This window comes from Companilactobacillus hulinensis (genome assembly GCF_003946555.1).
Lineage (GTDB): Bacteria > Bacillota > Bacilli > Lactobacillales > Lactobacillaceae > Companilactobacillus > Companilactobacillus hulinensis.
On sequence record NZ_RHOO01000004.1, the window covers coordinates 55062 to 76042 of the forward strand.

Annotated in this window: 21 protein-coding genes; 7 read left to right on the top strand and 14 right to left on the bottom strand. The window is 35.9% G+C overall.

Annotated elements, in window-relative coordinates; genetic code table 11:
- Positions 1 to 259: 259 nt before the first annotated feature.
- A complete protein-coding gene (locus EKM66_RS03555) occupies positions 260 to 2923 on the top strand; it encodes an HAD-IC family P-type ATPase (protein WP_404811456.1) in 2664 nt (887 codons plus the stop codon).
- A gap of 67 nt (positions 2924 to 2990) precedes the next feature.
- Here the strand turns inward: EKM66_RS03555 and EKM66_RS03560 are convergent, their stop codons facing one another.
- Positions 2991 to 3725, bottom strand: coding sequence for a winged helix-turn-helix transcriptional regulator (locus EKM66_RS03560; protein ID WP_125761774.1), 735 nt, complete (start codon positions 3723 to 3725; stop codon positions 2991 to 2993).
- Between the two features lie 371 nt (positions 3726 to 4096).
- Between EKM66_RS03560 and EKM66_RS03565 the strand changes: the two genes are divergently transcribed.
- The 4 genes from EKM66_RS03565 (at position 4097) to pstB (ending at position 7687) form a co-directional block, all read left to right on the top strand.
- Complete coding sequence (locus EKM66_RS03565; protein WP_125761776.1) at positions 4097 to 4996, top strand: phosphate ABC transporter substrate-binding protein; 900 nt, start codon at positions 4097 to 4099, stop codon at positions 4994 to 4996.
- Positions 4997 to 5076: 80 nt separating this feature from the next.
- Positions 5077 to 6006, top strand: coding sequence for a phosphate ABC transporter permease subunit PstC (gene pstC / locus EKM66_RS03570; RefSeq protein ID WP_125761778.1), 930 nt, complete (start codon positions 5077 to 5079; stop codon positions 6004 to 6006).
- Positions 5996 to 6883 (top strand): phosphate ABC transporter permease PstA, encoded by an 888-nt coding sequence (gene pstA, locus EKM66_RS03575; protein ID WP_125761780.1) that lies wholly within the window; start codon positions 5996 to 5998, stop codon positions 6881 to 6883. Before pstC ends, pstA begins: the two co-directional genes overlap by 11 nt.
- Positions 6884 to 6892: 9 nt before the next feature.
- Positions 6893 to 7687, top strand: coding sequence for a phosphate ABC transporter ATP-binding protein PstB (pstB, locus tag EKM66_RS03580; RefSeq protein WP_125761782.1), 795 nt, complete (start codon positions 6893 to 6895; stop codon positions 7685 to 7687).
- Positions 7688 to 7719: 32 nt separating this feature from the next.
- Here pstB and EKM66_RS03585 read toward each other — a convergent pair whose 3' ends face one another.
- Positions 7720 to 8046 (bottom strand): hypothetical protein, encoded by a 327-nt coding sequence (locus EKM66_RS03585; RefSeq protein WP_125761784.1) that lies wholly within the window; start codon positions 8044 to 8046, stop codon positions 7720 to 7722.
- A gap of 121 nt (positions 8047 to 8167) precedes the next feature.
- Entirely contained in the window at positions 8168 to 9928 is a 1761-nt protein-coding gene (locus EKM66_RS03590; protein WP_125761786.1) for a thiamine pyrophosphate-binding protein, read from the bottom strand.
- Positions 9929 to 10154: 226 nt separating this feature from the next.
- Between EKM66_RS03590 and EKM66_RS03595 the strand changes: the two genes are divergently transcribed.
- A complete protein-coding gene (locus EKM66_RS03595; RefSeq protein ID WP_125761788.1) occupies positions 10155 to 11567 on the top strand; it encodes an amino acid permease in 1413 nt (470 codons plus the stop codon).
- A gap of 334 nt (positions 11568 to 11901) precedes the next feature.
- Entirely contained in the window at positions 11902 to 12213 is a 312-nt protein-coding gene (locus tag EKM66_RS03600; RefSeq protein ID WP_125761790.1) for a helix-turn-helix domain-containing protein, read from the top strand.
- Positions 12214 to 12370: 157 nt separating this feature from the next.
- On the opposite strand, the gene EKM66_RS03605 is transcribed toward EKM66_RS03600, so the two are convergent.
- The 11 genes from EKM66_RS03605 to EKM66_RS03655 form a co-directional block, all read right to left on the bottom strand.
- Complete coding sequence (locus EKM66_RS03605) at positions 12371 to 12616, bottom strand: hypothetical protein (RefSeq protein ID WP_125761792.1); 246 nt, start codon at positions 12614 to 12616, stop codon at positions 12371 to 12373.
- Positions 12617 to 12678: 62 nt separating this feature from the next.
- On the bottom strand, positions 12679 to 13290 hold the full coding sequence (locus EKM66_RS03610) for a hypothetical protein (protein WP_125761794.1): 612 nt from the start codon (positions 13288 to 13290) through the stop codon (positions 12679 to 12681).
- Between the two features lie 7 nt (positions 13291 to 13297).
- On the bottom strand, positions 13298 to 13612 hold the full coding sequence (locus EKM66_RS03615; RefSeq protein ID WP_125761796.1) for a PadR family transcriptional regulator: 315 nt from the start codon (positions 13610 to 13612) through the stop codon (positions 13298 to 13300).
- A 54-nt stretch (positions 13613 to 13666) separates the two neighbouring features.
- Positions 13667 to 14266, bottom strand: a complete 600-nt coding sequence (locus EKM66_RS03620; RefSeq protein WP_125761798.1) for an undecaprenyl-diphosphatase — start codon at positions 14264 to 14266, stop codon at positions 13667 to 13669.
- 491 nt (positions 14267 to 14757) lie between these two features.
- Complete coding sequence (phnW, locus tag EKM66_RS03625) at positions 14758 to 15858, bottom strand: 2-aminoethylphosphonate--pyruvate transaminase (protein ID WP_125761800.1); 1101 nt, start codon at positions 15856 to 15858, stop codon at positions 14758 to 14760.
- A complete protein-coding gene (gene phnX / locus EKM66_RS03630; protein WP_125761802.1) occupies positions 15851 to 16648 on the bottom strand; it encodes a phosphonoacetaldehyde hydrolase in 798 nt (265 codons plus the stop codon). The genes phnW and phnX overlap by 8 nt, the downstream gene beginning before the upstream one ends.
- 17 nt (positions 16649 to 16665) lie before the next feature.
- On the bottom strand, positions 16666 to 17520 hold the full coding sequence (locus EKM66_RS03635) for a PhnE/PtxC family ABC transporter permease (RefSeq protein ID WP_125761804.1): 855 nt from the start codon (positions 17518 to 17520) through the stop codon (positions 16666 to 16668).
- Positions 17517 to 18308 (bottom strand): PhnE/PtxC family ABC transporter permease, encoded by a 792-nt coding sequence (locus EKM66_RS03640; protein ID WP_125761806.1) that lies wholly within the window; start codon positions 18306 to 18308, stop codon positions 17517 to 17519. Before EKM66_RS03640 ends, EKM66_RS03635 begins: the two co-directional genes overlap by 4 nt.
- Positions 18308 to 19063 carry a phosphonate ABC transporter ATP-binding protein gene (gene phnC / locus EKM66_RS03645; protein WP_125761808.1) on the bottom strand — a complete coding sequence of 252 codons (756 nt, stop codon included), beginning with the start codon at positions 19061 to 19063 and terminating at the stop codon, positions 18308 to 18310. The genes EKM66_RS03640 and phnC overlap by 1 nt, the downstream gene beginning before the upstream one ends.
- An 11-nt stretch (positions 19064 to 19074) precedes the next feature.
- Positions 19075 to 20109 (bottom strand): phosphate/phosphite/phosphonate ABC transporter substrate-binding protein, encoded by a 1035-nt coding sequence (locus tag EKM66_RS03650; RefSeq protein ID WP_125761811.1) that lies wholly within the window; start codon positions 20107 to 20109, stop codon positions 19075 to 19077.
- Positions 20110 to 20466: 357 nt separating this feature from the next.
- Positions 20467 to 20958, bottom strand: a complete 492-nt coding sequence (locus EKM66_RS03655; RefSeq protein ID WP_125761813.1) for a hypothetical protein — start codon at positions 20956 to 20958, stop codon at positions 20467 to 20469.
- Positions 20959 to 20981 lie beyond the last annotated feature (23 nt).

The window sequence follows — 20981 nt, forward strand, 5'->3', positions numbered from 1 at the left end:
TTGATTAGATTAATAACTTTAATAATTGGATATCCATAATAATTTTCTAATAAAATTATTAAGATTGACATAATCCAAAATACCTGTTAATTTATATTTAGAATATTTATTAAATCTCTAAAGGAGAGTAAACGAACTGAAAACGTATATCGCAATTATGTCTAATAAAACATGCTAACTAGTTTGTTTAGTGCGCACTGCCATAGCAGTAACGCGCTTTTTTTAACCCTAATTTTTACAAATAATGAGGAGGAAAAAATTGAAAACGAAATTTTTTCAAATGGGATTAAAAGAAATACAGGAACAAAATGACCTTGAGGATTTTAAACAAGGACTAACAGATGATGAGGCTGGTCAGCGGCTGGCTGAATTCGGCCCCAACAAATTAGAGGCATACAAAACGCCAAAGTGGAAAATATTCTTGAGACAATTCAAGAGTATGATCATTTATGTTCTGATTGCTTCAACCTTGATCACCTTACTGATGGGACATTATTCAGATTCGGTAATCATTGGTTTAGTAGTGATCATCAATGCGTTGATTGGATATTATCAAGAGACTAACGCTTCAGATGCTCTAGAGAAAATCAAAAATATGTTATCGACTGACGCGACTGTTTATCGTGAAGGTCAAAGAAAAGATGTTCCAGCCGAAGATTTAGTCGTTGGTGACTTAGTCTTCTTGGAAGCTGGTGATAACGTACCAGCTGACCTGAGAATTGTTGATTCGGATAACTTAAGAATTCAAGAATCTGCTCTAACCGGTGAAGCTAATTCAGTTGAAAAGACCGTTGAAGCTATTAATGAAGAGAATGTTTCATTAGCCGATCAAACCAATATGGCTTTTGCCTCTACTTCCGTTACCAACGGTAGTGGTACAGGTTTGGTTATTGCTACAGCTGCTGACACAGAAATTGGTAAGATTTCAACTAGTGTTAGTGAAGTAAAAGCACGTAAAACCCCATTGATGCAAGTAATCGATAAGTTGGGAACTAACACTTCATACTTTATTGTGGCAGCTTCTATTGCTATCTTCATTATTGGATTGATCTTCGATACATATTCAATATCAGTTCTTGCTCTAGCTGTGGTTGCCATGATGGTCGGTGCCATACCTGAAGGATTGCCTGCAACTACCTCAGTTATCCTAGCCAAAGGTGTTAGTGACATGGCTAAGAATCAAAACACTATTGTAAAAACTCTACCTGCTGTTGAAACATTAGGTTCTGTCGACGTAGTTGCTACCGACAAGACCGGTACATTGACTCAAAACGAAATGACCGTGACCGACATTATGATCGGTAAAGAAGAATATCAAGTAAGTGGAATTGGTTATAAACCGACAGGACAAATCACCAAAAATGGACAACCTGTTGCAATAGATGAACAACTTGAACTCTTCTTAGAAGCCGGATTTGAAGCTAACGATACTGAGTTAACAGAAGAAGATGGACATTGGATCATCAACGGTGAACCAACTGATGGTGCTTTCTTAACGCTTTATCACAAAATCCACCCATACGGGGACGAACCTAAGTATGAAGAATTGGATATCTTACCATTCGACTCTGAATTCAGATATATGGCTAAATTGGTAAAAGACAAAGCTGGTAAACGTACTCTGTTCGTTAAAGGTTCACCTGATAAGTTATTGGAAATGGCCAAAAAGAATGACCCTAATTTTGACTTCGACTACTGGTTTGAAAAGGTTAAACGCTTCTCCGAAGACGGTAAACGTGTTATTGCCGTTGGATATGAAAAAGAACCGGGCACTATAGATGAAATAACACACGATATCATCACTGATGGTATTAACTTCTTAGGACTAGTGGCAATTATTGACCCGCCTAGAGAAGAAGTTATCGAGGCTCTGAAGGTCATGAATACTGCTGGAGTTGCCGTTAAAATGATTACTGGTGATAATGCCATTATCGCCAAATCCATTGGTAAACAACTTGGTCTAGCAGATGAGATCCACGCTATCACTGGTCTTGAATGGGACCAGCTTAACGATGAAGAACGGATCGAAGCAGCCGATAAAAACCAAGTCTTCGCACGTACAACTCCAAGTAACAAAATCGAAATTATCGAGGCTCTTCAAAAGAACAACAAAGTTACAGCCATGACTGGTGACGGTGTTAACGATGCTCCTGCATTGAAACGCGCTGATATCGGTGTTGCTATGGGTATTAAGGGTACCGACGTTGCGAAAGATTCAGCTGATATGATTCTAACTGATGATAACTTTGCGACTATCGCTACTGCTATTCGTGAAGGTCGTAGAATCTTTGATAACATCAAGAAGAGCATTCTTTATCTTCTACCAATTTCGTTCTCTGAAGGATTGATTGTTGCTTACGCTATCCTAACAAAGAATGATATACCGCTACACCCTACTCAATTACTTTGGATTAACATGGTTTCAGCTATAACTATTCAATTTGCGCTGATATTTGAACCTGCTGAAGAAGGCATCATGAAACGACAGCCACGAAAAACTGGCGCAAAGTTCATGAACCGACATGATGTATTCCAGATGGCTTACGTGGCAATGTTAATTGCTGGTGTCAGCTTAATAGTTGACGCTTGGATGGTAAGCAGTGGCTTCAGTACAGTCATTGCAAGTACGACTATGGTCAACGTTTTAGTTGTTGGTAAAATATTCTATCTCTTCAATATTAGAACGCCTAAACTTGCACTATCAAAAGAACTCTTCTCTAATGTGTACGTATTTGTTTTCATCGGTTTGATGATGATTCTCCAATTGATACTTACTTATGTACCATTCATGCACGGAATATTCCATACCGGTCCTATCGGCTGGCACGAATGGGGATTAGCAGTTCTCGGTGGTATTGTCGTCTTGGCAATTACTGAATTTGATAAAATGATTCGTATAATACACAGTAAAAAAAATGCATAGTAAAAAGGGCTTGAGCTCACTTGAGAAATTAATTTCTCTTGATGAGTCCAAACCCTTTTTGTTTGCTTTAATTTACTGCAACTAATGGATAATCATTATCCAAAATATATCCAAATCCTCTTACCGTCTTAATCCATTTAGGCTCTTGAGGATCTTTTTCTAACTTGTCTCTTAAATGACTGATATGTATATCGATTGTACGTGTTGACCCGGCACTATCATATCCCCAAACACCGGCAATAAGCTGATCTCGACTCAATACCTGACCACGATGCTGCATCAGATACCAAAGGATACTGAACTCTTTTGGAGTCAGTCCTAAGTCATTACCAGATTGAGATACTCGATAATGCTTCAAATCGATTGAAAGATCGTGGCATCTGACAGTCGTATTTGTATCCTTTTCTAATTGCTTTCTAGCCTCATTAACAGCAAATTTATCATAAACCCAAAATAGCTGTTTGAACTTTGAAATCAATTCTGGATATTCCAACGGTTCAACTAAGTAAGAATCAACATTTATATCATAGAAGAGCTTTCGTTCACTTCTCTTTTTAACTGGAGATAAAACAATGATTGGACCATCAATCTTATTCCGTACTTTTTCCAACGTATCTAATGACGTTTGCAAATCAGTAGTTGATAAGTCCCAGATGAGGCCTGACACATCGTCGTTATCTACCATTTCAACAGTTTTCTCTGGGGATGTCACATTATGGATAAACCATCCCTGACTGTTGCAATAACTATTCATTTCTATGAATAGAGGTAAGTTTTTACTTAATAACACCAACGGTCGCATCTATCCAAACTTCCTTCCAGTCATCCGTATTGCATGATTGTAACTATCCCATAGGCATGCTATTCCCACTATGGATAGAAGTACTGAAACAGATCAGTGGTTTTGCAATGCCCGCAACCTTGCAAGTTGATTATAACGTAATAACACTTTCTAGTAATCCATTTTGCATAAATTGCGTATTGTAATTTGATATAGACCAATACAAATCGAATAATTGACCGTTTAGGCAATTTTGAACAAATTTGTTTATACATCTATTATAAAAAAATAAATTCAATATTTACACAATCTTTACAAAAGACAAACAAGATTTATACATCACCGAGTTATATTTGCATCATGTACTAAATATTGTTAATAAGGGGTTAGTTATGAAAAAGAAAAATATTATCTCTGCAATCGTCCTCTTCGGTGCTTTCATCGCCGTTTTAGCAGGTTGCAGTAGCAATAGTAGCAGTAAAAGTAGTTCAAGCTCATCAGATTCCAGTGCATCTGGCAAAATCACTGCTGTCGGTTCAACCGCTTTACAACCATTAGTTGAAAAAGCTGCAAGCAATTTCCAAAAAGATAACAGCAAAATCAGTATCACCGTTCAAGGTGGTGGTTCAGGTACTGGTTTAAGCCAAGTCCAAGATGGTTCAGTTGCTATTGGTAACTCCGATATCTTTGCTGAAGCAAAAGATGGTATCGACGCTAAGAAACTTGTCGATCACAAAGTTGCCGTAGTTGGTATGGCTCCTGTTGTTAACAAAGAAACCGGTGTTAAGAATTTGACAATGGCTCAATTAAAAGACATTTTCACTGGTAAGATCAAGAACTGGAAAGAAGTTGGCGGCAAGGATCAAGAAATCACAGTTGTTAACCGTGCCGAAGGTAGTGGTACACGTGCCACATTTGAAAGTGCTGTATTAGGTGGAGAAAAAGCTGTTAAGTCCCAAGAACAAGACTCAAATGGTACTGTTCAAAAAATTGTTTCAAGCACACCTGGTGCTATCAGTTACTTAGCATTCTCATACTTAAATGACAAAGTACAAGCTGTATCCATCAACGACGTTAAACCTACAGATAAAAATGTTGAAACAAATGACTGGCCTATCTGGTCATATGAGCATATGTATACAAAGGGTGACGCTAAAGATGCATCAGCTAAATTCTTGAAATACATGGATTCAAGTGCAGTTCAAAAAGAACTTGTTGGTAAGATGGGATACATCAGTATCCATGACATGAAAGTTCAAAAAGATGCCAAAGGTAATGTTTCTAACAAATAATTTTGAGGGGCTTTGACTAGTAAGTATTTTTGACTTGTCGGAGTTCCTTTTTTTATGTCTCAATTTATAGGAGGCTTTAAATGGATGATATTCAACGTAAACTACAACAAAATTCGAAAGCCACCAGAGAAGACCGATTAGGTAAAGTGATTTGTTATACCTGTATCGGATTCATCATTCTCTTGGTCGCTTGTATCTTATATTTTATTGCATCAAAAGGTATTGCAACTTTTACAAAAGACCACGTTAACGTGTGGCAATTTTTAACAACATCTAACTGGGAACCAGGTAATCTTGATAGTAAGGGACATCCAATGGTCGGTGCACTACCAATGATTGTGACCTCATTCAGTGTTACTTTACTAGCAGCACTTGTTGCAACTCCCTTTGCTCTTGGAGTTGCCATCTTTATGACTGAAATATCAGCTAAAAAAGGTGCCAAAATGCTACAACCAGTCATCGAATTATTAGTAGGTATCCCATCAGTTGTCTACGGTTTTATCGGCCTATCTTTAATAGTTCCTTTCATTAGAGGTATTTTCGGTGGAACCGGATTCGGTATACTGTCAGGTACCTTGGTTCTATTCGTAATGGTACTACCCACTATCACTTCACTAACTGTTGATAGTTTAAAAGCCGTTCCAATGCATTATCGTCAAGCATCACTTGCATTAGGAGCTACTCGTTGGCAAACAATTTACAAAGTAATTCTCCGTTCCGCTACACCAGGAATACTTACTGCCATTATTTTCGGTATGGCACGTGCCTTCGGTGAAGCATTAGCCGTTCAAATGGTTATTGGTAATGCAATTCTGATGCCAAAGAACTTAGTATCACCTGCTTCTACTTTAACAAGTAAACTAACAACCGACATTGGTAATACAGTCATGGGAACATTGCCAAATGATGCACTATGGTCACTAGCTCTGATTCTTCTATTAATGTCACTTGTCTTCAATATGATTGTTAGATTCTTAGGAAAGAGAGGTAATATCAAAAATGCATCCTAAACGTACAGATAAAATTGCTACCGGCATTATTTTTTGTATCGTTGCCACGGTAGTTCTGATATTAGCATTTTTACTCGGATATATTTTGATGAACGGTGTCCCAGATATCACTTGGCACTTTTTAACTTCTCAAGCACAATCATTTAGTGCTGGTGGTGGTATTCGTGATCAATTGTTCAACTCGCTCTACTTGTTGATTTTGACCTTGATTATTTCATTTCCAATTGCCATGGGAGCTGGTATTTACCTAGCTGAGTACGCCAAGGATAATTGGATAACCGATATAATCCGTACTTCAATTGAGGTCTTGAGTTCATTACCATCAGTTGTAGTTGGTTTATTTGGATATTTACTACTCGTTAATCAACTTAACTTTGGATTTTCAATTCTATCTGGTGCCATTGCTCTGACATTCTTCAATCTTCCCCTATTAACTAGAAATATTGAAGAATCACTGAACAGTGTGCCCGACCTTCAAAAAGAAGCTGGGACATCGCTGGGATTATCAGATTGGAAAACAATCACAAAAATCATCATCCCTGAAGCACTACCAGGTATCTTAACCGGTGTCATCTTGAGTTCAGGTAGAGTTTTTGGTGAAGCTGCCGCATTGATCTATACTGCGGGACAAAGTGCCCCAACTGTTTCTTATACAAATTGGAATATCTTTAGTTCCAGCAGTTTTTTAAACCCAATGCGTCCCGCTGAAACATTAGCAGTACATATTTGGAAAGTTAATACTGAGGCTGTAACTCCCGATGCTGCTGCTATTTCAGCAGGTTCATCAGCAGTATTGATAATAGTTATTTTACTATTCAATCTTAGTGCCAGATTCATCGGTAATCGAATTTACAAAAAAATGACAGCCGCAAAGTGAGGTACTATTTTGAAAACATATGATTTTAACGATAATTATATAATTGATATAGATGCAGAAAATGCCATTGAAACTGACAACGTTCAAGTATCGTATGGGAAGAACCAGGCAATATTTGATACTAGTCTCGAATTTCCTAGATTCAAAATCATTTCTTTGATTGGTGCTTCCGGCTCTGGTAAATCAACTTATCTACGCTGTCTAAATCGAATGAACGACAAAATTGCGACCGTTACCGGCAAGATAATGTATCGCAACGTCGATATTAATGATCCTAAAACAAATGTCTACGAGGTACGTAAACATATCGGGATGGTATTCCAACGTCCTAATCCTTTTGCAAAATCAATTCGTGAAAATATCCAATTCGCACTTAAAGAAAATGGTATCCATGATAAGAACGAACTTGAAGAACGCTTGGAACTAAGTCTCCAAGATGCTGCTCTTTGGGAAGAAGTAAAAGACGAGCTTGATACGAGTGCCCTAGCATTGTCTGGTGGACAACAACAACGTTTATGTATCGCTAGATCAATTGCTATGAAACCTGACATTCTTCTATTGGACGAACCTGCCAGTGCTCTTGATCCTATTTCTACTTCAAAGATTGAAGATACAGTTCAACTTCTAAGTAAAAATTTGACTGTAATAATTGTGACTCATAACATGCAACAAGCATCACGTATTAGTGATTACACTGCATTCTTTCACATGGGTCATATTATTGAATACAATGAAACCAGAAAGATTTTTACAAATCCTAAAATAAAAGCCACCGAAGATTATATCTCAGGTGACTTTGGATAAATCTATTTACAAAAAAGAGCATGAATTCAATTTCATGCTCTTTTCTTGTGCTTTAATTCAAGCAAATAAGTATTTTCTTTCTTAGTTCTCCGAATCACATATTTATTAGCTACAATTCTCTTAATGTTTTCCAACTGTTTACTTGACTGACTCATAAACAATCTTTTAACAGATTGATTAAATCCAGTAAAAATAGCTAACCAACCACCTGAACCAGTAATCGACCAATCATTCCCAGTTGCTGAAATTTGTGATTGTAATACAGAATTACAAATTTCATATGCATCTCCGACAACTTCAATATTATTTTCACCAGCGAATAAAGCTTCATATAAAACATTTTGATCTGCAATTTGCATAAATTATTCCACTCCTAATGGATTAATTATCTCACAAAATTTCAAAAAAATGGAGCTGTGACGTAAATATGGAATTCATTAAACTTATAGCGTAAACGTGCGACAAAACATAACTTTTAAATTAGAGATTATCACCTTTTGCTCTCAAAAGTTCACCAAGAGATGATTGCTCTTTTGGATCAATATGGTATTTAGCAGCATATTCATCAACTGCATCTTGACCATAAAGTTTGGCGTCTAATGGCATATATGCAGTCGCAACTGGATCAACTTGTTTAATAACGGCGTTGATAACAATTGGCTTCTTATTTCCTGACTCTTGTAATTCTTTAACTTGCTTGAATACATCATCAGCATCTTTGATAGATGTGATTGTGAAACCAATTCCACCTAATCCTTCAGCGACTTTAGCCCAATCTGCACCTGTCAAATCAACTCCATACAAGTGTTGTTTAGTAGCTACTTGTTCATAGTAGATGAATCCTAGTCGTTCGTTTGAAAGAATAACATTGATAACTGGAAGTCCATAACGAGCTTCAGTAATGATATCAGGAGCAACCATTGAGAAACCACCATCTCCAGACAACGTCCATGCTTGACCATCAGGAACACTCAACGCACCGGCTAATCCGGCTGGAACACCGAATCCCATTGTGGCAAATAATCCTGACAAAGCAAAACGTTGATTCTTATTCATTGGCAATCCACGAACACCAAATTCAGATACATTACCCGTATCAACACCATATGTATCGTTTGGACCAGCCATTTCAGCAATCTTAGAAGTGATTGTTTCAGGATTTAAACCGTCACTATCATCTTTTGCAAGTTTATCAAGCCACTTGTCCCAGTTTGCTTTGTTTGTTTGGTTAGCTTTCAACCAATCCCCAGCAGGCAATGTCTCTCCGGTCTTCATTAAAGCTTTCAAGTAACTCTCAGCATCAGAAATAATAGCATAATCAACATCGACGGTTTTACCAATATCGTACGGATTATTATTTACTTCGATAATCTTCAGATTCTTTGGCCAGAATCCCGCAAATGGGAACTCTGAACCTAAGAACAAAATCAAATCAGCATGTTGAAGTGCCTCAAAACCTGATTTGGTACCTAATCTACCAAAAGTACCAATAAAATTAGGATGATCCGTACTAATAACACCAGTTGCTGGAACAGTATTCATAACTGGAAGATTGAATTGTTCTGAGAACTTAGTCAAAGTTTCTTTAGCACCTAACAAACCACGTCCAGCATAAACAATAGGGTGCTTTGCCTCTTTTAACATCTTCAAGGTATTAGCGACATCTTCTGGATTAATTGTTTGTGAATAGTCATTTTCGACAACCTTTGGTGTCTTAGGTGAAACATAATCTATCTCTTCAGCAGTTAAATCTTCTGGCAAAGTGACAACCGCTACACCCTTTTGTCTATATGCTTCACGAATTGCTTGATTGATGACATATGGAATTTGGTCAGCCGTAGTTACAGTACGATTGTAAACTGAGACATCGGAAAACATTGGAGTCTCATCCATTTCTTGGAAGTAGTTAGTATTCATAGCTGTCTGTGGAACCTGTCCAACTAATGCAAGAACTGGAACATGATCCATCTTTGCATCATACAAGCCATTGAACAAATGAGTAGCACCGGGACCAGCTGACCCAAAAGCAACACCAATTTTACCAGTGAACTTGGCATCAGCTGATGCGGCTATTGCACCAACTTCTTCATGACGAACCTGAATGTACTTGATTTTGTCTTTCTCTAAATACAGTCCCTCAACTGTATGGTTGATCGATCCTCCAGGAATACCATAAACATGTTTAACTCCCCACTCTTCGAGAACTTTAACTAGTGCTTGACCTGCTATCATTTTTGACATTTTTAAGACTTCCTTTTATATATTGTTTTTCTATGAAAACGAATTCATGCTTATTCTTACAATAATCGAATAAATTGTCAAAGATTCTTTCTCGTGAATTATTTATTTAAATCAATATTTTTGTCATTTTAACAAAATAATTTTTATATTAATAGAAAAACATTTTTCTGGATATCTGTTTAAACAAGAAGTAAAATATAAAAAAATAATTAAGGCGGTGTTACGTATGAATGTGTTCGAAAAAAAAGATATTAACGACTTACTTAACCGCACTTCTCCATTGAAAAGGACCCTTCATACCTGGGATCTAACCTTCCTTGGCATTGGGGCAATTATTGGAACTGGTATTTTTGTACTCACTGGCAAGGGTGCTTTGACAACAGGACCATCACTTGCAGTATCATTTTTGATTGCGGCGATTTGTTGTGGATTTGCAGGACTCTGTTATGCTGAGTTCGCCTCAATGGCACCAGTAGCTGGATCGGCATACACATACTCTTATATTTCCTTCGGCGAGATCATTGCATTCATTATCGGATGGGATCTAATACTTGAGTACGCATTAGGTGCAGCGACGGTTTCTGCCGGATGGTCTGGGTATTTTGTTAACTTGATGAATAATTTGGGAATCCATATTCCAAAAGTACTAACCGCAGCAGCCGGCACTACTCCAGGAATCACCACTTATTTCAACTTACCAGCTTTTGCAATTATTCTTTTGATTACCGCAATCCTTGCAATGGGCATCAATACAACCAAACGTGTTAACGATACAATGGTCATTATCAAATTGGCCGTTATCATTTTGTTCATTGTATGTACCGTTTGGTTCGTAAAACCACAAAATTGGAAACCATTCACACCTTATGGCTTATACTCATTCCATAACGGTACTGCTGCTGGTGTCATACCCGCTGCATCAATCGTCTTTTTCTCATTTATTGGATTTGACTCCGTTTCATCAAGTGCTGAAGAAACTGTCAATCCAAGTAAGACTTTACCACGTGGCATTATGCTTTCTTTAGGTATCTCAACAGTTCTTTATATTGTAATGACTTTGATTATGACCGGAGTTGTCAAATACACCATCTTTGCAAAGTTTCTAGATGCACCTATACTGGCCGTTTTGAAGACCACTGGTCAAACTTGGCTAAGTATTATTGTCAGTATCGGTGCAATATTAGGAATGACAACTGTCATCTTAGTTCAACTTTATGGTCAATCAAGAATAACTTATTCAATGTCACGTGACGGACTATTCCCCAAGTTCTTTGGTGAAGTTGATCTACAACATCAGACACCTTATAAAGGAACTTGGTTCTTTGGAATCATCACAGCTATTACGGCTGGATTTATCAACTTGAATATTCTTTCTGAACTAGTAAATATCGGCACACTAACCGCATTCATTCTAGTTTCTGCTGGCGTTCTCTGGATGAGACACAAGCATCCCGAAATTCACAGAGGATTCCGTGCACCAGGTGTTCCAGTTACACCGATCATTGCCATTCTGTTCTGCTTGCTATTGATTGCCGGTTTGAACTGGGAAACATGGCTAAGATTCGTAGTCTGGTTCTCAATTGGACTAGTAATTTATTTCAACTACTCATATAAACATTCAAAATTAAGAGATAAATGACATAAAGCTGCGGTTAATCCGCAACTTTTTTAATTTATTTTCACTTTCTTCACAAATTCAAAACTTTTTTAGTTTATTTTAAGGTAAGAGGGTTAAAGTAGCGGTGACCTTTTTGGGAACCAATAACCACAAATCAATCATAAATGCCGTATTTGTACCCTTAACACAGCAAAAATAATGTTTTTTCATTCATTTGTGAAATATTATTTTGTTAACGCTTAATGCTGTGCTAATATGCCTTTTTTTGATAAACTAATGAATCATACTTGCTCTTCAATGAGCAAAACAAATAATCTATCGTTAAAGGGAAACATTTTGGACTGGAGGTGCATTAATGCTTGGTAAAATTAGTAAACTCATCCGAGAACGTCGGAAATCTCTAAATTTAACCATTGAGCAATTAGCAGAAAAATCTGGTGTTTCGGAAAGCTTTATTTCACGAATTGAACGTGGTGAAGTTGACAATGTGCGAATAAAAAAATTGAATGACATTGCCATTGCATTGAATATGCAACTATCAGACTTTTTTATCGATCAAAAATTGTCAGATGTATACACCCTAGACTTGATTAAATATTTATCTAGTCTACCTGATGATAAGAGAAAACATGTTTCAGAAGTACTTCTAAAAGTTATCAATCTATAAAATCAATTTAGTTGGTAGATTGGTTTTATTATCTAATTAAACGTTTCAGTCATTCTTGATTCCAGCGATTAAGAAATTTAGATAAATGTTGATTTTTAGACAAAAAGTAAGGCTCTAAACCTTGGTTAATCCAAAGGTTTAGAGCCTTATTTATTTATCAATTATTAAAAAACGAAGTTAATATTAAGAACACTATTCCACCGACAATAATACCGATTCCTACGATGAAAAAGTTCCAAAGGCCTAACACACCGAATACTATCAGCAAAATCCCAATAAATGGATGACGTAACAGTGCCGCTCCAGTTTTGATGAATAACCAAATTATTACCAGAATTGCCACTCCAATTGCTATTAGCAGTGGAGCTGACCCCGATGTACTAGTTGCCATTAATGTGAGCATCTTACTCCTCCTTTTGAGAATTGATTATATCATTCCCTCATGAAAGAAGTATGAAGAAGCAACTATTTTTTTATTAGCACTTTGTTCAGGATATTATACATCACAAATGACAGAAAGAATCCTGCGGCATAACACAATAAAGTTATTTGAAGAACCATTAAAAAGACATTACCATTGAACATTTTTGCGACGATATATATCAACAAGCCAAAGATCAGTAACAACACCCCTAGACCAAGCAGATACCTATGAACATGTACAAAAAAAACATCCTTATTATTGGATTTATGTAATTCTTCGTTTTTAAATTGGCTAATTATTTCAGATATGGCCTTATCTTCATCCTTACCTAGTTCTTTTTGATCAGTAACATAATCAACCATCATAGTTTTAATTTCCATTTTTTCGTCATCAGTCGTGTCTAGTGCTCTAACAAATTGATCGATAGAATCATATGTTTTGTAGAGAGGGTTTATTCTTAAATAGTCAATATAATTAATAATCGACCAAAAAGCTGCCAGCATAATTGCAAACATATATCCTACAACAAACACAAATTCTGTTTTTGATGGGTCAATTACCTTATCCAAGTAGTAGCAAACAAAGAATAAAATCATAGATACTGCCAAGATTGCCTTATAGCTGATTTGTTTGATTGAAAAATAATTCATCATCTTCACCTCACATAAATCTCTGAACGACTGACGCTAATGATTGAAAGTCATGCTTCATAGTATTTAACTGTTCAATCCCTAATTCGGTAATATGATAATATTTACGTTTGCCACCATGAGTTTTCTCACCCCAATAGGCCTCGATACAATTTTGTTTTTCTAATCTTTTCAAAGCTAAATACAATGTGGCTTCTTGAATTTCAAAAGTCTCATCAGATTTATCAGTTATTGTTTTTGAAATTTGATACCCATAATTATCTGCTTCCTTTAGTACCGACAGAATCAGCAAATCTATCGTACCCTTTAACATTTCCTTATTCATTTGGCCAAATCCTCTTACGTGATGTCATTAACTCTATTTTACAGAATATGACTGTTAATTACTATCAATCCGGGATTTGAATATATTATTTTCTAATTTATAAATTTTTATAACAATATCATTTGTAATTTTTGACGTAGATAAATATTCATACGTGATGATACTGATTATTGTTCCAATTGAAGCTCCTACGAATACATCTATTGGATAATGGACACCGACAAACATTCTCGATAATCCTACTACAGTCGCAAGGATCAAATACCAATATCTTTGTTTTGATTTTGAATATATGAAAAATATTGTCATGATACTAAAAAAGACAATCGTATGATCACTTGGAAAACTGTTACCCACACTTTTATTAATTAATTGATGCACATTGGACAAGACCGCAAATGGTTGTAAATGAAAATAGATTTTTCCGGCAATAAACTTCCCTACAAATTCTGAAATCACACATGAAATGAAGCTTAGTGTCAACATTTTTCTATATTGTAAATCTTTACGTTTAGAAAACCATAAGTAAATCATCACCAACGCTAGAATATATACTAAATATTTGGCAAATAAAATACCTATATCATCCGATATTTTTGAAAAACCAGCCATATTATTTATCATTCTAAATATGGTTATATCAATTTGATTCATAACTAACCTCTACTTAATAACATTGAGTACTTGATTACTAAATAATATAAAGTAATAGGTCAGATAATACAAGTTTATTTTTAATACTTAATAAGCAATTGCTATACCCTCAACACAATCAAGTAGACGCCAATATCTACGAAAGCTTTGGTACTAAATACAACAAGTAACATAAATGTGAACAACATAAAAAATACCTGAAATACCACGACTGTCCTACAATAGAGTATTAATTTGTATATTGGCAATCCAAATATATCTAATTAAGGATTATTAAAAGAAATTCAAAGCATCATGAGCCTTAATCTTAGTGGAATTCACCAATCTGACTATGAGAACCAAATCAATGATCTATCAACAATAGCGGAATTATTGGTTAGTCTAGTATCTAAAAACAAACTAATTGAAAAAAATTTTGCAACAATATAAAAAAGGTGCCATACAACCATTAGATTAAATCTAACGATTGCATGACACCTTTTTTATTTTTATTACATTGCTTTTTCTCTATCTTGAATTTCTTGGATTGCCTTTAACAGCCTTGCAATATCATCCCTGTATACTTCACCAATATTACCAATTCTAAATGTTGGTACTTGTGAAATTTTACCTGGATAAATAACGAATCCTGATTCTTTCAATTCTTGATAAAATTCATGGAAATCAAAATCATCTGTTGGATAAATAAATGAAGTTATAATTGGCGATTGCCACTTCTCATCAATCAATACCTCAAAGCCAAGTCGTTCCATACCGTCAGCTAGTTGTTTTTGATTCGATTGGAATCTCTTATAACGTCGTTGTAATCCACCTTCAAGTTTTAGTTCTTCCAATGCCTGTGCGAAAGCATGGACCACATGAGTTGGTGAAGTAAAACGCCATTTACCATTGTTCACTTCCATTTCATGATATTGATCATATAGGTCTAGTGAGAGAGTTCTTGAGGTTCCCTTAGTAGCTTCTAAAACAGATCTTCTTGCTATTACAAACGAAAATCCTGGAACACCTTGAATACATTTGTTAGTACTACTAATCAAGAAGTCAATTCCAATACCACTAACGTCAATTGGAATTCCACCAAAACTACTCATTGCATCAACGATTGTAACTATTTTCTGTTCTTTAACCCATGGAATGATATCTTCAATTGGATTCAAAATACCAGTAGTCGTTTCACAGTGAATCATTGCAAAGTGTGTGATTTCAGGATGCATTTCAACCACCGATTTAACATCTTCTAATAAAACTGGTTTTTGTTCATCAATTGCTAGATCAATATGCTTAATCCCATATACATCGGCCATTTGACCGATACGTTTACCATAGGCTCCATTCATGGCAATGAGTAATGTGCCTGAATCAGGTACGACTGAACTAATCACAGATTCAACACCGTATGTCCCACTACCCTGAATAGGAACAGCGGTATATTTTGACGGATTCACATCAGCGAGAGCCAACAATGATTGTCTGATTGACTGAGTGATTTCTTTATAATCATTGTCCCATGTACAATAATCAAACTCCATTGCCTTTTTTACAGTTTCGCTAGTTGTTAATGGTCCGGGTGTTAATAATAAATAATTATCCATTTGCTACCTCCTCAGATGTATTCAAAGCTTGAATAACATCTGATAATTCAAACATATTATTGATGATTAAATCTGCGCCTTCATTTTCAAAAATCTTTCTAACTTCACGACGCTTTAAGACTTTTTCTGATTTTGATAATCTATTGAATTCGTCTTCGGATAATCCCATTAGACTGCTGCCTTCAACTACTCCGACAGTGATAACACCGGCATTTTTACCTTCTTGAATATCAACAACAGTATCGCCAATTTTTAGAACACTTTGCAGATCATCAATACTGAACTGGGACAGAATAGTTTTGATCATTGCCGGAGAAGGACGGCCTTGTCCAGCAACATCTTCAGAAGTAACTACCAATTCAGGTAAATAACCTAGTTTCGCAGCACTATCTCTTACAATATTCATCATTTCCAATGTATATCCTGTAGTGGTTGCAACTCTAATGCTGTGTTCAGTCAAATATTGAAATGCTTCTAACATTCCCGGCTTTAGCTCTGTTGATTTCTTGAGATGATTAATTAATGATTCTTGAAAAAGACCATAGACATTTTCACGATCTTCAGTGTTAGGAAGTCTGTGATAGACTTCCTTCCATTGATCCTTGATTCTTGGAATTTCTAAAATTTTACCAATATGATCCCACTTAGCAATTCCCATATCTTTTCTAATTTCTTCATCAAGAATAGTAATTCCTGCTCGATCAAATGCTTTTTTAAAAGCAATTACCGGCGCGCGACTACCATAATCAACGGTAGTTCCGGCCCAATCAAATATTACTGTTTTAATCATAAAATTATCCTTTCAACCTATTTGACGATATAGGCCTTTCTTAATTTAACAGCGATGAATTCCAATAACAACGTTACTGCAATAATCAAGTAAACTATCATCCCCACTTCATGGAAGTCAAAACTCATTCCACTCGCTACAAACAATTGATAGCCAATTCCACCTGCACCAGCGGCTGCACCCACAGCAACCGCATTGGCAAAATTAATTTCCAATCGAATAAATGTCCACGATACAAGGGAAGCAATTATCGTTGGCCAAATTGCTTGAAAAACAATTACCCAAAATTTACTACCAGTAACTTTTAATGCTTCAATAGTGGATTGATCAATCTCTTCAATACTTTCTGAATACGCCTTTGTTAGGTAGGCAACGCTGTGAAAGCTCAATCCAAGAATAGCTGCATTAGTTCCCAATCCACATACAATAGAGAAAATAAGAACCCAGATAATAGTAGGAATCGCACGAACAACTGCCATCGCTGTTCTTATTCCACTACCTAAATATGCATTGGTTAAGTTTTTGGAAGCAAGTACTGCCAAGATGAAACCTATTACAGCACCGATAACAGTAGTCATTATTGAAAGTAACAAACTAATCCCTAAAGCCTGAAGTAAAAGAACCATCCCATCACTTCCAGCACTAGGCTGTAAAAACATTTGATTAAGTGTCATCATCAATCCACGAACCGCGTCATTTATTCTTACACCAGCTGCATCCAAATGCATTAACGTATATCCGGTTATTAGAAGAAGTGACACTAATACTCCAATGATCATGTATCTAGATAAACTAGCTTCATGTAACTTGATCTTATTAGGTTGTGGACTCTTTGGTTTAATGACAAGTCTTTCATCGCTATTTGAAATCATAAGATAACCTTTCTGATTTGATTCGATAACAATTCCAATACTATTACAACAATAATAATTGATAGAACAGTCATTCCAGCTGCATCAAATCGAAAACTTTTATAATAAATATCAAACACAAATCCAATACCGGTACCAGTTAAGATACCGACCAAAGTAGCATCACGCACGTTATTTTCAATCATATACAAAATCCAACTAATCAAGCTGGGCATGATTTGAGGGATTACAGCTTGAAAAATAACTTGGAAATAACTTGCACCTGTAGCCTTAAGTGCCAGCATGGTTTCACTGGCCTCATCTTCAATTATTTCCATGAATGCACGGATCAAATATCCAACGGACATCAACAACAGTGCCAAGAATCCTGTGAAATCACTTTGTTTAAATGAAAATAGTAAAATCATTGCCCAAGCAACCAAAGGAATGTTTCTGAAGAATGAAGCAATTCCACGTACAATTGTTTGAATAATACTATTTCCACCTGTTACTTTTGAACCTAAAATTGCTACGAAAATTGCAATTATTGATGCAACTACGGTAGATGCAATAGCCAACATTACTGTTCCAAGTAGTTTTTGCCAAATACTTGGTAAATACTGCGTGGAATTAGCTGTAGGTCGAAAATTTATTCCCAACCAAGCGAAGGCTTTGGGAATAGCGATAACTCCACCTAATCCATCGAATTTTAGAACATAGCTACTTAATAGATAAATACCTCCAATAAGCGCGATAATTCCGGTTTGTTTCCAATGTTTTCGAGCTAAATAATTTACAGGTGTTTGCATCAACCCAGCTCCTCAGTAGCATTTTGATCATATAGTGTCTCCAATATTTCCTCAGATAAAGTATCTGCATCTTCATCGAAAACCATTTTTCCGTGACGAATTCCAATAATTCGATCGGCATAATCTTTCGCCAACCCAATTTGATGAAGATTCGCAATACAAATAATATTGAACTCTGTAGTTAAATCTTTTAACAACTGCATAACAGTTTGTGATGAAGCAGGATCAAGTGAAGCAATAGGTTCATCACATAGAATGATTTTAGGGTGTTGGATCAATGATCTTGCTATACCAACACGTTGCTTTTGACCACCACTTAAATCTGAACAACGTTGCAAAGCGAATTCTTCTAGCCCAACTTTTTTTAGTAAAGTTAGTGCTTCTTGCTTTTCTTCTTCGGTATAACGTCCAAATACTCCGGCAAGAGTAGACTTGTATCCTAGTCGACCATGTAAAACATTTTCAATTACAGTCAATCTTTCAACTAAGTTGTAGTTCTGAAAAACCATTCCTATTTGACGGCGATAGTGTCTTAATTGTGTTTTGTTGGCAGTTCTAATATCCCCACCGTCTAAGAGGATCTGACCACCATCATCCTTGATCAACTGATTCAAGCTTCGCAAGATTGTTGTCTTACCTGCACCCGAGGGACCGATAATTGCAACAAATGTTCCCGGTTCAACCGAGAAATTTATATCGGTAAGTGCTGGTTTATCTTTTTGATAGCTTTTTTCTAAATGTTTTACCTCTAGCATTGTCTATCCCCTTATTTACCAACTAATTCATGAGTAGGTTTGTACCAGTCATCATCTACAGGAAGTAGAGTCATTTTGGCACTCTTCTTTTGCCATAGTGTTGGTGTTTTTGATCCTGGTTTTGCCATCAATTTAGGATTTTCAGTTACATCCTTTGATGTGAAACGTTTTTCAATAGCTTTTCTATCTTTGTCGCTCAATGTTTCAGTGTTAACAACGAATGGTCCATTTTGAACTGGAAGTACAGAAATATTAACTAATTCCTTGCCTTTGAATTCAGCAAATGGTGCATCGGCATCATCTTTAACTTTGAATGTTGAACCAACCTTGTCATAGCTACCATCTTTAACATCTAAGAATGGTGTTAGATCAATATCATCAAATGCAGCAACGTCTGCATCACCCTTCAACAAGTTGATTGCTGAACCGGGATGTGAACTACCATAAAGAACTTTATCGAAGAACTTGCCACCTTCAGCTAGCTTATCTTTGTTTTCTAACTTGAAGTGTTTTTGAATCTCATCTGTTGGAACTGCGTAACCTGATGTTGAACTAGTTGAAACAAATGAAATCTTTTCACCCTTGATCTTGTCGATATCATACTTACCATCTTTCTTGTATGATTCAGCTTTGTCCTTTGGAACCATCAAGTATGAACGGTAACTTGCACCTTTGTCTGTACCATCTTCACCAGATTGTAATAAGAATGGAACGACCTTCTTGTTTTGTGCATGTGCTTGAATATAACCATCAGCACCCATAAATGCTAGTTGTGCTTTACCTGAAGCAATTGCTTCAATAGCAACGTTATAGTCAGTAGTTGTTTGAATATCTACTTCCTTACCAGTTGCTTCGTGAATTTGCTTCTTCATTTCTTCACGTGAACCTGTGAAGTTCTTTGCAGATTCATTAGGATAAAATACAACTGTGATTTTACCTGAGTCTTTCTTGGCACTTGCTGACTTTTGACTTGAGCATCCTGTCAAAACTCCAGCAAACAATAATACCAACCCTAAGCATATTGTTAATAATCGCCCTTTTTTCATTGCGGAATAACCAACTTTCTATTTCTTTTTTAGTACAAATTCAGCTTAACAAAGGAATGTATACGTTATTTATATTTAATGTAAAGATTGTGTAATGATGCAAAACAAACTTTACTGAAAATTTACATAAAATATGCAATAAGTATGTAAGCACGTTTTTTAGTATTTTTCCCATATCAAATGTGATATATATAATTCAATTTATAGAAAAAGTACTTTCACAATCACAAAAACACTCTGCACATTAAATGCCGGGTGTCTTCTTTAATCTTTTTAAACAATCTTCAATAATAAAAAAGCCTTTCACGTAATTTTGATTTATAAGAGTCTTCTTACAAACCAAATACGTGAAAGGTTTTATTTTTGAACATACTTAATGATATCGACACAGGTCTTATCAACGTCCTGCATAACTTTTTGCTTAGTCCTACCAACTCCGTAGACTAATGCAAAGCCTAACTTATCTGCCTTGGATTGCTTAACATCCTTAGCAAAATAATAAATAACTGATGGATAAGTTGTGTCACAATATACTGAATAATCATCTGGCATACGCTCAGGATCTACCGCCAACGATAATCCAACGACATAATCGTTCAATGCATATCGTTGTCCATTCATGGTAGTTGATGTTTGAGAATCCTGATATCTATACGGTAGGCCAGAATAAATTTTGAGTTCAATTACATCATTTTTCTGACAAGACTTCACATCAAAATCCAGCATTAACGATTTTTCCACAGTACTATTTTTAACATACTGATCCATTATCTGTGCGCCGGTAAAATCAATCGGATCACCATTTTTCAATACTTCAATAATGCCAAACGGCAACTTTAAAATCTTCATAACGTCATCTCTTATTCCAAAAA